The 13,139-nt window shown below is 67.4% G+C and carries 15 protein-coding genes; 10 read left to right on the top strand and 5 right to left on the bottom strand.

Translation table 11 applies throughout. The features are described 5' to 3' along the window. Positions 1-4: 4 nt before the first annotated feature. From QF035_RS25020 to QF035_RS25010, 3 genes are read right to left on the bottom strand one after another with little or no spacing between them, the layout of a single operon-like run. Positions 5-268 carry a DUF397 domain-containing protein gene (locus QF035_RS25020; RefSeq protein WP_307522830.1) on the bottom strand — a complete coding sequence of 88 codons (264 nt, stop codon included), beginning with the start codon at positions 266-268 and terminating at the stop codon, positions 5-7. Beyond that, a complete protein-coding gene (locus tag QF035_RS25015; RefSeq protein ID WP_307522829.1) occupies positions 261-455 on the bottom strand; it encodes a DUF397 domain-containing protein in 195 nt (64 codons plus the stop codon). Before QF035_RS25015 ends, QF035_RS25020 begins: the two co-directional genes overlap by 8 nt. Before the next feature lie 9 nt (positions 456-464). After that, a complete protein-coding gene (locus QF035_RS25010; RefSeq protein ID WP_307522828.1) occupies positions 465-1,319 on the bottom strand; it encodes a helix-turn-helix domain-containing protein in 855 nt (284 codons plus the stop codon). Between the two features lie 191 nt (positions 1,320-1,510). On the opposite strand from QF035_RS25010, the gene QF035_RS25005 reads away from it, so the two are divergent. The 6 genes from QF035_RS25005 (at position 1,511) to QF035_RS24980 (ending at position 5,578) form a co-directional block, all read left to right on the top strand. Then, positions 1,511-1,936, top strand: coding sequence for an ATP-binding protein (locus tag QF035_RS25005; protein ID WP_307522827.1), 426 nt, complete (start codon positions 1,511-1,513; stop codon positions 1,934-1,936). Positions 1,937-2,143: 207 nt separating this feature from the next. After that, positions 2,144-2,749: a Uma2 family endonuclease gene (locus tag QF035_RS25000; protein ID WP_307522826.1), complete on the top strand. Its 606-nt coding sequence runs from the start codon at positions 2,144-2,146 to the stop codon at positions 2,747-2,749. Positions 2,750-2,841: 92 nt separating this feature from the next. Continuing rightward, complete coding sequence (locus QF035_RS24995) at positions 2,842-3,312, top strand: trypsin-like serine peptidase (RefSeq protein ID WP_307522825.1); 471 nt, start codon at positions 2,842-2,844, stop codon at positions 3,310-3,312. A 5-nt stretch (positions 3,313-3,317) separates the two neighbouring features. After that, positions 3,318-3,593, top strand: coding sequence for a trypsin-like peptidase domain-containing protein (locus QF035_RS24990; protein WP_307522824.1), 276 nt, complete (start codon positions 3,318-3,320; stop codon positions 3,591-3,593). 92 nt (positions 3,594-3,685) lie between these two features. Next, on the top strand, positions 3,686-4,693 hold the full coding sequence (locus QF035_RS24985; RefSeq protein WP_307522823.1) for a C40 family peptidase: 1,008 nt from the start codon (positions 3,686-3,688) through the stop codon (positions 4,691-4,693). 183 nt (positions 4,694-4,876) lie between these two features. After that, positions 4,877-5,578, top strand: coding sequence for a phosphatase PAP2 family protein (locus tag QF035_RS24980; RefSeq protein WP_307522822.1), 702 nt, complete (start codon positions 4,877-4,879; stop codon positions 5,576-5,578). A gap of 116 nt (positions 5,579-5,694) precedes the next feature. Here the strand turns inward: QF035_RS24980 and QF035_RS24975 are convergent, their stop codons facing one another. Continuing rightward, positions 5,695-7,251 (bottom strand): FAD-binding oxidoreductase, encoded by a 1,557-nt coding sequence (locus QF035_RS24975; RefSeq protein ID WP_307522821.1) that lies wholly within the window; start codon positions 7,249-7,251, stop codon positions 5,695-5,697. Between the two features lie 502 nt (positions 7,252-7,753). Here QF035_RS24975 and pstS point away from each other — a divergent pair. The 4 genes from pstS to pstB all read left to right on the top strand — a co-directional run bounded on the left by pstS (position 7,754) and on the right by pstB (position 11,872). Then, positions 7,754-8,875, top strand: coding sequence for a phosphate ABC transporter substrate-binding protein PstS (pstS, locus tag QF035_RS24970; RefSeq protein WP_307522820.1), 1,122 nt, complete (start codon positions 7,754-7,756; stop codon positions 8,873-8,875). Positions 8,876-8,978: 103 nt separating this feature from the next. After that, the gene (gene pstC, locus QF035_RS24965) at positions 8,979-9,980 is read left to right on the top strand and encodes a phosphate ABC transporter permease subunit PstC (protein WP_307522819.1); all 1,002 of its coding nucleotides are present in this window, start codon (positions 8,979-8,981) and stop codon (positions 9,978-9,980) included. Beyond that, on the top strand, positions 9,977-11,047 hold the full coding sequence (gene pstA, locus QF035_RS24960; RefSeq protein WP_189836709.1) for a phosphate ABC transporter permease PstA: 1,071 nt from the start codon (positions 9,977-9,979) through the stop codon (positions 11,045-11,047). The genes pstC and pstA overlap by 4 nt, the downstream gene beginning before the upstream one ends. A 48-nt stretch (positions 11,048-11,095) precedes the next feature. Then, entirely contained in the window at positions 11,096-11,872 is a 777-nt protein-coding gene (gene pstB / locus QF035_RS24955; RefSeq protein ID WP_055612687.1) for a phosphate ABC transporter ATP-binding protein PstB, read from the top strand. A 266-nt stretch (positions 11,873-12,138) separates the two neighbouring features. Here the strand turns inward: pstB and QF035_RS24950 are convergent, their stop codons facing one another. Continuing rightward, on the bottom strand, positions 12,139-13,137 hold the full coding sequence (locus QF035_RS24950; protein WP_307522817.1) for an inorganic phosphate transporter: 999 nt from the start codon (positions 13,135-13,137) through the stop codon (positions 12,139-12,141). Between the last annotated feature and the right edge of the window lie 2 nt (positions 13,138-13,139).

The raw sequence follows: 13,139 nt of genomic DNA, 5'->3' as shown, positions 1-13,139 counted from the left end.
CGGTCTAGGGCGACCCGTCGCCCGAGTCCTCCAGGCCTTCCACGCCCTCCACGCCCTCCACGAAGTGGTCGAACTCGCCTGCCTGTACGCCGAGTACGAAGGCGTCCCACTTCTTCTGGGTGGTCGTGACGACGGTCTCCGGGTCGCTGGTCTCGCGGATGTAGACGAGGTCGTTGTCGCCGAAGGCGAGCTCGATCCAGGGGCCCGGGCCGGTCGCCTCCGGCGGGGCCGCGCGTTCCCAGGTGAGGTTCGCGGGGATGTCAGACATGGTCCGGGTTCTCTTTGAGTACGTGGATGAGGGCGGCGAAGGCCTGGGGGGTCGCCCCGAGTATGGAGTGGGTCGCGTCGCCGCTTTCGGTGAGATGGATGGTGGGGGTAAGGGTGCGGGTGGCTATGTGTATGCAGGATTCGCCCTCCCCGCAGTAAGTCGACTTCTGCCAAGCCATGGTGGACATCTGTGCCTCTCAGAGGTTCTGGATGATGTTGTGGATGAGGGCCCGTGACTCCGTCTCGATCAGGCTGAGTGCCGTGAGGCGGTCGAGGATCCTTCGGTACTTGTCGAGCTGGGCCTCGGCGTCCAGCAGGGCGATTCCATGCGACTGATCCAGCTGGACGGTGTCGAGTTGGGGCACTGGTCCGTGGACGTAGTAGATGGGCTGCCCTGCTCCGGGGTAGCCGCCTGCGTCGAAAGGGATGACCAGGACCGAGATGTTGGGATGCTCGCCGAGCTTGAGCAGATGCTTGAGCTGCTGCCTGGCGACGTCCCGACCGCCGAATCTCATGTGCAGGGCGGCCTCGTGAATGATCGCCTGGTACGGGACCACTGGCCCGTTCTGGTAGAGAACCGCCTGACGCTTGATGCGGAACGAGGTGCGGTGCTCCACCTCTGGAGGCGACAGCTCGGGCACGACCTGGTGAAAGATCTCGCGGGCGTGGTCCGTCGTCTGTAGAAGGCCCGGGATGCCGGATGTGTGAGCTGTGCGCAAGGCGTTGCCGTGGCGCTCCAGTTCGGCCAGGTCCAGAAGGCCTGCGGGCAGGATGCTCCGATACTCCTCCCACCAGCCGCGCTTGCGCTCGCCTGTCATTGCGGCGATTGCCTCCACCAGGTCCTTGTCAGGGCACTCGTACTGGCAGGCCAAGGTGCGCACACGTTCCGCGCTCACGCCGAGGCGTCCGGTCTCCATATTGCTGACTTGGGCTTGCTTCATGCCGAGAAGCTGAGCGGCTTCCGTCGAGGTGAGACCCGCTCGCTCACGCAGTCGCCGCAGCTCTGCTCCGAAGCGGAGCTGACGCGCTGTTGGCTTGGTCCTCACGGGCATGCTGTTCGTTCCTCCGTGCTGTCGGGTCACCCACATGAGTGGTTGCAGTAATTATCGTCCCGAATGGGATCAAGAATATATGCACTCGCGCTACCTTCCTCTCAGGCGCCCCGCTCAGAAGTATCCCGCTCGACGGAGCGGCCGGATCACTGAGCAACCGTCCAACTCCCCTCCGTGATCGGAGACTTCCGATGGCAACCGTATCCCCGTCCTGGGCCTACACCCTTCAACTCCCGCACGATCCCCGTGCCCCGGGCATCGCCCGCGCGACCCTGCGAACCGTCCTCGCCGCTCACGACCTCACTCGACTCGTCCCCACGGCGGAGCTGCTCGCCGCCGAGCTGCTCGCCAACGCCCACCTCCATACCAACGGCCCGTACGCCCTTCGCCTGCGCGCCGCCGAGTCCGGGCGGCTGTGGATCGGTGTGTGGGACTCCGATCCGACCGTCCCGCGGGGCTTCAACGCCCCCGGCGCCGTACCGCCGGACACGTCGGAGAACGGGCGTGGGCTGCACCTCGTGCGGGCGTGCGCGGACACGTGGGGTGCATACGCGCTGGGCGGAGACCGGGGCGGGAAGCTGTTGTGGGCCGAGTGTCAGTGTGATGGCCTACGGTGATTGAACGTGATCGGAGAGTGAGGGAGGCGCGGCGTGGCACAGCTTGAACAGCGACGCAAAGGGGCTGCGTGTGCACGTACGGGCAGTGAGGCCGAGGCAGCGCCGGAGACCGCACAGTACGGTGGGATCGATGCCGAGCGGGATGTCGGGCCTCCCATCGACCCCGCTCGCGCAGCCACCGAGGTGGAGGGATGGAGGCAGCGAGCAATGGCCGTATCGCCCTATCCGCGACCCCGCCCGGGGAATCTGCGCGAAATCGCCGAGAAGATCGAGAACGCGTCGGGTCTGCGGGTGCAGATCGTGGGAGGAAAGCTCGTGATGTCCCCGTCGCCGCGTGGGAAACACGCGGGTGTGGTGGTGCGACTGCGTCGGCAGCTGGAGGCGGTTCTGCCCGAAGGGCTGGGCGCGTACGAGATGTCCTCGATCGCGTTGCCGGAGGAGCCGGACGACTATGTGACGCCGGATCTGATCGTGCTGCCCATCGAGTGGGAGGAAGACGACGACTGGCTGGCTGCTTCTGAGGACGCGGTGCTGGCGATGGAGGTGATCTCCCAGTCCGAGAAATCCAGGGAGATCAGGGACAAGGCCGACTGGTACGCGGTCGCCCGTGTCCCCGTCCTCCTCGTCGTCGACCCCCGCAAGGGCACCTGGGCCCTGCACACCCGCCCGGACAACGGCGCCTATCAGGACGTGCTGCCCGGCAAGTTCGGCGAATCCGTGCCGCTGCCTGCGCCACTCGGCTTCGAGGTCGCCACGGACCGGTTCCCCCTGTACGGCGATTCGCCGCGTGCCGGGCGACGTACCGGCGCGTAGGAGTCGGGCGACCGTTTCGCTGACCCGGTTCATACAGGATTCTCAGGTGGGGCCAGGCGTTTCTCTCACCCCGCCCGGCAAGGCTTCCTCCGATGAAGCGCCCCATCCGTCTCCCCCTCCTCGTTGCCGTCGCGCTGCTGGCCACCGGGTCGGTTCCCGTGGCGGTGGCGCACGGTCGGGTGCGTACGCCCGAACCGCTCGGTGTCACGACGACGGCTCCCGTGAGCGCCGAGAACGCGCGGGTCGGTGTGCTCGTCAGGGGTGGGGCGCACTACTGCACCGCCTCCGTCGTGCACAGCGAGGGGCGGGATCTCATCGTCACCGCCGCTCACTGTCTGACCGGGAGTGGGAGCGGGAGTGGGGGCATTGAGTTCGTGCCTGGTTATCGGGACGGGCGGGCGCCGTACGGGAAGTGGGCCGTGGCGCGGACCTATGTCGGTGACGGGTGGCAGGGGCGGCAGGACGAGGACAGTGACGTGGCGTTCGCTCGTGTTGCCTCCCGGGGTGGGGAGGAGATCGAGGATGTTGTGGGGGTAACCGGTTGGTTGCCGGGCGAGGGCTGAGTCCGGTGGGGCGGACCGTCACCGTCGTCGGGTATCCCAAGGCTCGGGAGACGCCCGTGTGGTGCACGAACCTCTCCACCGCCTACGGCGACAGCCAGCAGCGCATCGAGTGTCCGGGGTACAGCGGGGGCACGAGCGGGAGTCCGTGGGTCGATGCGGAGGGGCGGGTCGTGGGGGTGCTGGGCGGGTTCCAGCAGGGCGGTACCACCGATGACGTCTCGTACAGCGTTGTCCTTGGGGGCGAGGCCGCCGCGTTGTACGGGGAGGCGACGTCAGGGTGAGCTCCGGCGGCTACCAAAGCGTCGGTTGCGCCGGCTTCAGGGTGGGAAGCTCCTAGACTGACGTGGGCCAATTACGGAGCTGCGGAGGGCGGTTGACGGTGCGTAAGGCGTGGATCGTGGTGACCGTCGCCGCGGGGGCGGGGCTCAGCTTCGTCATGGTGCTGGTCGTCGGGGTCTACATGGTCGCCGGGAACCTCGCCAACGGCGTGGGGCAGGGGGCCCGTGGCCTGGCCAAAGGCGCCGTACCGGCCGCGTACCAGGCGCTCGTGCAGAAGTGGGGCAATCTGTGCACCGCCATCAATCCCGCACTTCTCGCCGCGCAGCTGTATCAGGAGAGCGGGTTCAATCCCAACGCCAAGAGCCCGGCCGCCGCGCAGGGGATAGCGCAATTCATCCCGGGAACGTGGGCGACGCACGGAATCGACGGCGACGGTGACGGCGACCGCGACGTATGGGATCCGAATGACGCGATTCCATCGGCCGCGAAGTACGACTGCACACTTGCGAAGTACGTGAAGGACGCGCCCGGCGATCCGACGCAGAACATGCTCGCCGCGTACAACGCGGGGGCGTACGCCGTCATCAAGTACGGGGGCGTACCGCCGTACAAGGAAACGCAGAACTACGTGAAGACGATCACGACACTGGAGGAGAGCTTCGCCGCTCCGGTCACCCGTGTCGACCCCTCCAAGCAAGCCGCCGGGGCCATTTACTACGCGCAGAAGAAACTGGGGACGCTGTATCTCTGGGGTGGGAACGGTACCGCTGACCAGGGCGGACGTTTTGACTGTTCGGGGCTGACCAAGGCCGCGTACGAGAGTGTGGGGATCACCCTGCCCCGGGTCGCCAACGACCAGTACAACGCCGGGCCGCACCCGAACCGGGACGAGCTGCTGCCCGGGGATCTGGTGTTCTTCTCGGACGACCTCACCAACTCCCGGGCCATCCGGCACGTCGGGATCTACGTGGGCGGCGGGTACATGATCAACGCGCCCCGGGCGGGTGCCGTGATCCGGTTCGACCCGATCGACACCCCCGACTACTTCGGGGCGACCCGGGTCACCGAAGATGGCGCGAAAGCGTTGCCCACCTCTGTGTGAAACCCTCCCCTGAGCTGCGGCGATGTATCTCTCTTCGATAACGTCTGAGTGATCATTCGGTGGAGGGTGGAACGTATTGAAGGGGAGTGTGCGTTCCTGTTCTCGTAGCCGACGACGGGGGTTGATGGCGCGGCGTACCCGGTGGGTGCGTCGGGAAGAAGATGACGAAGGGGCCGTTGCACCATGGCTGGACTCGCCGAATCCGGTTCGAACCCTGACGTTGACTTGCTCTACGACATCAATGGTCTCGCCAAAGACGCACCGCACTGGTTCGACCGCGTCATGGAGTTCGTGGGCGAGTGGGGGCTCCTGCTCGCCATGGTGATGCTGGTGCTCTGGTGCTGGCTCACCGTGCGGAAGCGGGGTGGTGAGGATGCCGCCTCGTCCGTCGCCGCGCTGGTGTGGGCGCCGCTCGCCGCCGGTGTCGCCGTACTCGTGAATGTGCCGATACGGGGATTTGTGGAGCGGCCCCGGCCTTTTGTCGACCATGACGGGCTGGACGTTCTTATCGGCGGCAAGAGCGACTTTTCGTTCGTGAGCGATCACGCGACTCTCATGATGGCGATGGGGGTCGGGCTGTTCGTCGCGAATCGGAAGTTCGGGCTCGTGGGGATAGCGCTGGGTCTGTTCGGTGGGTTCTGCCGGGTTTATATGGGCGTGCACTATCCGACTGATGTGATCGGTGGCTTTGCGCTCGGGACGGCTGTGGTTCTGCTGCTTTCGCCGCTTGCGATGGCTTTGCTCACGCCGGTTGTGGCTGCGGTGGAGAGGTCGCCTCGGGTGGGGTGGCTGGTTCGGTCGCGCGGTGCCTCCGGGGGGCCGGGGAAAGTGATTCCTGGGGCTCGGAGTGAGGTTGAGGCGGAGGAGAGGGATCTGGCGGCGTAGGTGGGGGCGCTTGTTGCACGTTGCCGGGTGCGTGCCCGGTGGGGGCTGGTCGCGCAGTTCCCCGCGCCCCTGAAAGCCAAAGACTGCGCAGTTCCCCGCGCCCCTGAAGGGGCGCACTACAGCGACTGCGGGAACTTGAAGAAGGTCTCCGGGTCGTACTTCCTCTTCAGGGTCTTGAGGCGGGGGGCCGCCTCGCCGTAGTACGCCTGGCGCCAGTTGGTCAGGGTTGGGTCCGTGTAGTTCTGGTAGGCCGCGCCTGAGGCGTACGGCCTCATCGCTTTGTGGGCCTGGGTCAGCCAGGAGTTGGATGTGGTGGCGGAGGTTCCTGGGCGCCAGGCGGCGATGTACTGGGCCAGCATGCGGGAGCGGCGGTGGACGAAGGCCGTTGCCGTGGGGTCGATTCGGTTGATGGCGCCGCCCAGGGCGGTCAGGGCGATGCTGCCCGTGCCGCCCCGGACCCCCGATATCCGGGAGAGCAGGGTCTGGATGCCCGCCGCCGAGATCGAGCGGTCGAAGAAGTCCGAGCGGCCCGTGTACGTTTCACGGCCCAGGGCGCCCTGGGGGGAGCGGCCCGGTGTCGCGCCCGGGAGGTGGCACTGGGCGTCGTCCGGGAAGGTCGAGCAGCCCGCGTACACCTCCATCGACTCCTCGTAGGAGCGGCGCTTGAGGGAGACGCTGCGGGCGGAGGCGCCGATGCGGTCGGCGAGACGGTCCACCGCGTTCTGGAGTTCGCCGTACGTGCCCAGGGAGAAGGCCGAGACGGAGACCGTGGGCGTGCCGCCGGCCGCGTTCTCGAAGTGGCACGAGGACCAGATCTCGTCGGGCTGGTCGGGGCCCCACTCCTGCCAGGCCTTGAGGACGGCGGCGGCCCGGGACCACGGCCAGGACATGTACGCCGAGACGCCCTGCGGCGCCGGGTGCGTCTTGAAGCGGAGCTCGGTGACGACGCCGAAGTTGCCGTTGCCCGCGCCGCGCAGGGCCCAGAAGAGGTCCTTGTTCTCGGTCGCGCTCGCGGTGAGCTGCTTTCCGGCGGACGTGATCAGGGTCGCCTGGGTGAGGCTGTCGCACGTCAGGCCGTAGGCACGGGACACGACGCCGTGGCCGCCGCCCAGTGTCAGGCCCGAGACGCCCACCGTCGGGCAGGAACCGGCCGGGATCGTGACGCCCTTCGCGGCCAGCGCGCGGTAGACGTCGATGAGCTTGGCGCCCGCGCCGACCACGGCCTCGTTGCCGGAGGCCCGGACCTTGGAGAGCTTCGAGATGTCGAGGATCAGCCGGCCGTCGCCCGAGGACCAGCCCGCGTACGAGTGGCCGCCGTTACGGATCGAGACGGGGACGGCGTGGGACCGGGCGTACGCGAGTGTCGTACGGATGTCCTCGGCGTGGGCGACGTACGCGACGGCCGTCGGTTTGAGCGAGTCGAAGCGGGTGTTGTAGAGCTGGCGGGCTGCCGCCCAGTTCGCCTCGCCCGGGCGGACCAGGGGGCCGTCCAGATCCCGCGCCAGGGCCTTGAGGTCGGCCGCGGTACTCGTCGTCTTCACTGGCGTACCGGACGTGCGGGCCTCCTCGCCTGCCCGCGGCCCGGAACTCCCGCCGGTGCCGCTGGTGCACGCGGCCGAAACCGCCGTCGCCGCGAGCGCGGCGCCGCCACCCATGAACGTACGCCGTTGCATGTGCGCCTCCCGTTGTTCCCGTGGAACGAGACGGGTCCACGGTCCGGCGGGTTCCACGGGCGGGCCCCGGGAATCGCGAAGGCGGCTGCTCGGGGCCGCCGATTTCCGGCCATGGGAGGGCCTGGGCGTGCGGGGTGGGTGGAGGGGTGAGAGGAGGGGCGGGAGCGGTGAGAAGCGGGTGGAAGAGGGGAGTGATGCTTCCGAAGGAGGTGGTTCCGGTAGTCGGGACCCACACGTGTTCTCCCCGTGAGCGTTCCGTGACCTCACCGCACTGACGGCAGGGGTTCACCCTCCGTTCACCCACGGCCATTGGCCGCTTCACCTGATCTGCCTAATTTCGGCCTTACCCGGTGCGTGGTGCGAGCAGAAGCCCGCTCACGTACCAATCGATATCAGTTGTCAGCGGTTAGTCAGTAAGACGGCAGTCTCGTGCGGACGAGAGGCTGCACCACGACCTCGCACGCCGCCGGCAGACGGCGGCTCCTGGAAGGAACTCCCGAAAGTGAAGCTTCAGCGCAAGAACCGGCTTCGCGCCCTTTCGCTCGGTGCTGTCGCCGTCTCCGGCGCCCTGGCGCTGACGGCGTGCGGCTCCGACGACACCGGCACCAAGGGTGACGAGAGCGCGCCCGCGGCCAACAGCGCCATCAAGTGTGACGACGCCAAGGGCGAGCTGCTCGCGGCCGGCTCCTCCGCGCAGAAGAACGCGGTCGACGCCTGGGTCAAGCAGTACACGGCCTCCTGCAAGGACGTTCGGCTCAACTACAACCCGAACGGTTCCGGCGCCGGTATCACCAACTTCCTCCAGGGCCAGACCGCCTTCGCCGGTTCGGACTCCCCGCTGGACGCCGAGGAGATCACCAAGTCCGCCGAGGTCTGCAAGGACAGCCAGGCCATCGACCTGCCGATGGTCGGCGGCCCGATCGCCGTGTCGTACAACCTCCCGGGTGTGGACGACCTCGTCCTGGACGCCCCGACCCTGGCCAAGATCTTCGACGACAAGATCAAGACCTGGAACGACGAGGCGATCAAGAAGCTGAACCCCGAGGCGAAGCTGCCGAGCACCAAGATCCAGACGTTCCACCGCTCGGACGACTCCGGTACCACGGACAACTTCACCAAGTACCTGAAGGCCGCGGCCGCCTCGGACTGGAAGTACGAGGGCGGCAAGGCCTGGCAGGCCAAGGGCGGCCAGTCCGCCTCGGGTTCCTCCGGTCTCGCCCAGCAGGTGACCCAGACCGCCGGTGCGATCTCCTACATGGAGCTCTCGTACGCCAAGGACGCCCAGACGGTCCACGTCAAGACCGGGGCCGCCACGCCCGTCGAGGCCACCGTCGACAACGCCACCAAGGCGATCGCCGAGGCCAAGGTCGTCGGCGAGGGCAACGACCTCGCCCTTGAGCTGAACTACAAGCCCACCGCCGAGGGCGCGTACCCGATCACCCTCGTGACGTACGAGATCGCGTGCGAGAAGGGCAACAAGGCGGAGACCCTCGCCGCCACCAAGTCCTTCCTGACCTACGTCGCCAGCGAGGAGGGGCAGGCCATCCTCAAGGAGGCCAGCTACGCCCCGATGCCCGAAGAGATCATCACGAAGGTCCGCACGACCGTCGCCGGCCTGAGCTGACCCAAGCGTGCGGCCCGCACCGGTTGAACCGGAGCGGGCCGCACCGTCCGGTGCACCGCCGCCTGGAGCCCGCACCCCGAGGTTCCGCAGACCGGAGAACTCCATGGACATATCTACTCAAGACGCACCAGTTCCTCCCCCCACCACACAGACCGCCGAAGAGAAGCGCAACGCGCGTGGTGCCACCCGCCCCGGAGACCGGATCTTCCTCGGTCTCTCGCGAGGCTCGGGCATCCTGCTCCTGGTGATCATGGCCGCGATCGCGGCCTTCCTCACCTACCGTGCCGCTCTCGCCATCTCCGAGGACGAGGCCAACTTCCTCACCGCCTTCGAGTGGGAGGCCAACGCCGACCCGCCGAAGTTCGGTATCGCGGTCCTCGCCTACGGCACGGTCATCTCCTCGGTCATCGCCATGGTGATCGCGGTCCCGATCTCCGTGGGCATCGCGCTGTTCATCACGCACTACGCCCCGCGCAGGATCGGCGGCCTGATCAGCTACGTGATCGACCTGCTGGCCGCCGTCCCGTCCATCGTGTACGGCCTCTGGGGCGCCCTCGTCCTCGTACCGCACATGGACGGTCTGTTCGGCTGGCTCGACTCGTACTTCGGCTGGACGGGCATCTTCGACTGGCAGGGCGGCCCCGCGCGCTCCCTGTTCACCGTCGGCATCCTGCTCGCGATCATGATCCTGCCGATCGTGACCAACGTGAGCCGCGAGGTCTTCCGCCAGGCGCCGCAGATGCACCAGGAAGCCGCGCTCGCCCTCGGCGCCACGCGCTGGGAGGTCATCCGGATGTCGGTGCTGCCCTTCGGCCGCTCCGGCGTCATCTCCGCCTCGATGCTGGGCCTCGGCCGCGCCCTCGGCGAGACGATGGCCGTCGCCACGGTGCTCTCGCCGAGCTTCCTGATCGAGACCAGCCTGCTCGACCCGGGCGGCGGCACCTTCGCCCAGAACATCGCCAGCAAGTTCGGTGAGGCCACCGAGACGGGCCGCAACGCCCTGATCGCCTCCGGTCTGGTCCTCTTCGTCATCACCCTGCTGGTCAACGGCGCGGCCCGTGCGATCATCGCCCGCCGCAAGGAGTACTCGGGGGCCAACGCATGAGCAACGTCGTCATGGACAAGCGTCCCGAGCGCCCCAGCAGCAATCTGCAGGGCGCGCGGCTTCCCAAGTGGACCCCGTGGGCGGTCGCCGTGGGCTCCGTGGGCGCCGGCCTCGGCATCAGCGCGGCCGCCGGGCTGGAGAGCAGCATCCAGTGGGCGCTGATCGCCGCGCTGCTGTTCGTCCTGGTCAGCTACGGTCTCGGCGTCAAGGTCGAGGGCAGTCGGCAGGCCAAGGACCGGTTCGCCACCAGCCTCGTCTGGGTCGCTTTCCTCCTTGCCGTCATCCCGCTGGCCTCCCTCATCTGGGAGACCATCAGCCGCGGTGTGAAGGTGCTCGACTTCTACTTCCTGAGCCACTCGATGGGTGTGGTCGCCGACTCGGAGGTCGGCGGTGGTATCAACCACGCCATCATCGGAACCCTGGAGCAGGTCGGCCTCGCCACGGTGATGGCCGTGCCGGTCGGTGTGCTCACGGCGGTCTACCTCGTCGAGTACGGGCGCGGAAAGCTCGCGCAGACGGTCACCTTCTTCGTCGACGTCATGACGGGTATCCCGTCGATCGTCGCGGGTCTGTTCATCCTGGCGATCATGCTTCAGCTGAAACTGGAGCCCTTCGGCTTCGCCGGTTCGCTCGCTCTCGCCATCCTGATGATGCCGGTGGTGGTCCGCTCCACGGAGGAGATGCTCAAGCTCGTACCGAACGAGCTGCGTGAGGCCTCGCTGGCCCTGGGCATCCCGAAGTGGCGCACGATCATCAAGGTGGTTCTGCCGACGTCCATCGGTGGTATCACCACTGGTGTGATGCTCGCCGTCGCGCGCATCGCCGGTGAGACCGCGCCCGTACTGCTTCTGGTGTGGGGCAGCGCCTTCATCAACAACAACCCGTTCGAAGGCGCTCAGGCGTCGCTGCCGCTCTACATCTACCAGCAGTACGCTCAGAGCGCCGGCAACGCCGCAGCCTATGACCGTGCCTGGGCCGCGGCACTCGTGCTGATCATCATCGTCATGATCCTCAACCTCGCGGCCCGCGGCATCGCCCGCTGGAAGGCCCCGAAGACCGGTCGCTGACGCGGCCATACAGCGACCAGACTTACCCCCGCGAAAGAAGTAGATCCCATGGCCAAGCGAATCGACGTAAGCGGACTGACCGCTTACTACAGTGCCCACAAGGCAATCGAAGACATCTCGATGACCGTCGAGCCGCGTTCGGTGACGGCCTTCATCGGTCCGTCCGGCTGCGGCAAGTCCACGTTCCTGCGCACGCTGAACCGTATGCACGAGGTCACGCCCGGCGGGCGGGTCGAGGGCAAGGTGCTCCTGGACGACGAGGACCTGTACGGGCACGGGGTCGACCCCGTGGCCGTGCGCCGCACCATCGGCATGGTCTTCCAGCGGCCGAACCCCTTCCCGACCATGTCGATCTTCGACAACGTGGCGGCCGGGCTGAAGCTCAACGGCTCCTACAAGAAGTCCGAGCTCAGCGATGTCGTCGAGAAGTCGCTCAAGGGCGCGAACCTCTGGAACGAGGTCAAGGACCGGCTGAACAAGCCGGGGTCCGGGCTTTCCGGTGGTCAGCAGCAGCGGCTGTGCATCGCGCGGGCGATCGCTGTCGAGCCGCAGGTGCTGCTGATGGACGAGCCCTGCTCGGCGCTCGACCCGATCTCGACGCTGGCCATCGAGGACCTCATCGGTGAGCTGAAGGAGCGCTTCACGATCGTCATCGTGACGCACAACATGCAGCAGGCTGCGCGGGTGTCCGACCGGACGGCGTTCTTCAACCTCTCCGCGGTCGGTCAGCCGGGGCGTCTCATCGAGATAGACGACACGGAGCGGATCTTCTCCAACCCGTCCGTCCAGGCCACGGAGGATTACATCTCCGGGCGCTTCGGCTGAGCGGTCGCGCTCCGCTCACTTTCCCGACCCCCCGCGGTGCTGCATGGCGGTGCCACCGCGGGGCCCGATAGGGCCCGCCCCCCGGCTTCCGGGGGGCGGGCCCGTCGGTTTGGGTGCGGGTCCGGCTGTGGCTGGTCGCGCAGTTCCCCGCGCCCCTGAAAGCCGAAAGATTGCGCAGTTCCCCGCGCCCCCTTTTTAGGGGCGCGGGGAACTGCGCAATCTTTTGGCGGGGGTTCGGGGGCGGAGCCCCTGAGTAGGTGGCGGTCCTACACGAACGCCAGGTTCACGATCCAGAAGCTTGCCGCCGCTACGAGCGCGGCCGCCGGCATCGTGATGAACCAGCCGAGGATGATGTTCTTGGCGACGCCCCAGCGGACGGCGTTCACGCGCTTGGTGGCACCGACGCCCATGATGGCGGACGTGATGACGTGGGTCGTCGAGATGGGCGCGTGGAAGAGGAACGCCGAGGTGAACATGATCGAGGCGCCGGTCGTCTCCGCGGCGAAACCCTGCGGCGGATCCAGCTCGATGATCTTCCGGCCCAGCGTCCGCATGATGCGCCAGCCACCCGCGTAGGTTCCCAGGGACAGCATCACCGCACACGCGATCTTGACCCACACCGGGATCGGATCACCCGCGTCCTCGACATCCGCGATGACCAGGGCCATCACCACGATGCCCATCGTCTTCTGGGCGTCCTGAAGGCCGTGGCCGAGGGCCATGCCCGCCGCCGACACGGTCTGCGCGATACGGAAACCGCGCTTGGCCTTGTGCGGATTGGACTTGCGGAACATCCACAGGATCGCGCACATCACCAGGTAGCCGGAGACCAGACCGACGACCGGCGAGATGAACATGGGGATGACGACCTTCTCCAGGACGCCGGACCAGATGACCCCGATCCCGCCCGCGAGCGCCGCCCCCACCATGCCGCCGAACAGCGCGTGCGAGGAGGAGGACGGAAGGCCGAAGTACCAGGTCACGAGGTTCCACACGATCGCGCCCACCAGGGCCGCGAACAGGATCCACATGCCCTTGTTGCCGTGCGGTGTCTCGATCAGGCCTTCACTGACGGTCTTGGCGACCCCGCTGCCGAGGAACGCGCCGGCGAGGTTCATCACCGCGGCCATCGCGAGCGCCGCCCGCGGCGTCAGGGCGCGGGTGGACACGGACGTGGCGATGGCGTTGGCCGAGTCGTGGAAGCCGTTGGTATAGGTGAATCCGAGCGCGACACCGATGGTCACGATCAAGGCGAAGGTGTCCATGA

Source organism: Streptomyces umbrinus (genome assembly GCF_030817415.1).
GTDB classification, from domain to species: domain Bacteria; phylum Actinomycetota; class Actinomycetes; order Streptomycetales; family Streptomycetaceae; genus Streptomyces; species Streptomyces umbrinus_A.
This window is presented reverse-complemented; position numbering and strand designations above follow the sequence as displayed.

What these genes read in the sequence shown, in the direction of transcription:
- QF035_RS25020 (WP_307522830.1), bottom strand. Translation starts at nt 268, where the DNA reads ATGTCTGACATCCCCGCGAACCTCACCTGGGAACGCGCGGCCCCGCCG.
- QF035_RS25015 (WP_307522829.1), bottom strand. Translation starts at nt 455, where the DNA reads ATGTCCACCATGGCTTGGCAGAAGTCGACTTACTGCGGGGAGGGCGAA.
- QF035_RS25010 (WP_307522828.1), bottom strand. Translation starts at nt 1,319, where the DNA reads ATGCCCGTGAGGACCAAGCCAACAGCGCGTCAGCTCCGCTTCGGAGCA.
- QF035_RS25005 (WP_307522827.1), top strand. Translation starts at nt 1,511, where the DNA reads ATGGCAACCGTATCCCCGTCCTGGGCCTACACCCTTCAACTCCCGCAC.
- QF035_RS25000 (WP_307522826.1), top strand. Translation starts at nt 2,144, where the DNA reads ATGGCCGTATCGCCCTATCCGCGACCCCGCCCGGGGAATCTGCGCGAA.
- QF035_RS24995 (WP_307522825.1), top strand. Translation starts at nt 2,842, where the DNA reads ATGAAGCGCCCCATCCGTCTCCCCCTCCTCGTTGCCGTCGCGCTGCTG.
- QF035_RS24980 (WP_307522822.1), top strand. Translation starts at nt 4,877, where the DNA reads ATGGCTGGACTCGCCGAATCCGGTTCGAACCCTGACGTTGACTTGCTC.
- QF035_RS24975 (WP_307522821.1), bottom strand. Translation starts at nt 7,251, where the DNA reads ATGCAACGGCGTACGTTCATGGGTGGCGGCGCCGCGCTCGCGGCGACG.
- pstC (WP_307522819.1), top strand. Translation starts at nt 8,979, where the DNA reads ATGGACATATCTACTCAAGACGCACCAGTTCCTCCCCCCACCACACAG.
- pstA (WP_189836709.1), top strand. Translation starts at nt 9,977, where the DNA reads ATGAGCAACGTCGTCATGGACAAGCGTCCCGAGCGCCCCAGCAGCAAT.
- pstB (WP_055612687.1), top strand. Translation starts at nt 11,096, where the DNA reads ATGGCCAAGCGAATCGACGTAAGCGGACTGACCGCTTACTACAGTGCC.
- QF035_RS24950 (WP_307522817.1), bottom strand. Translation starts at nt 13,137, where the DNA reads ATGGACACCTTCGCCTTGATCGTGACCATCGGTGTCGCGCTCGGATTC.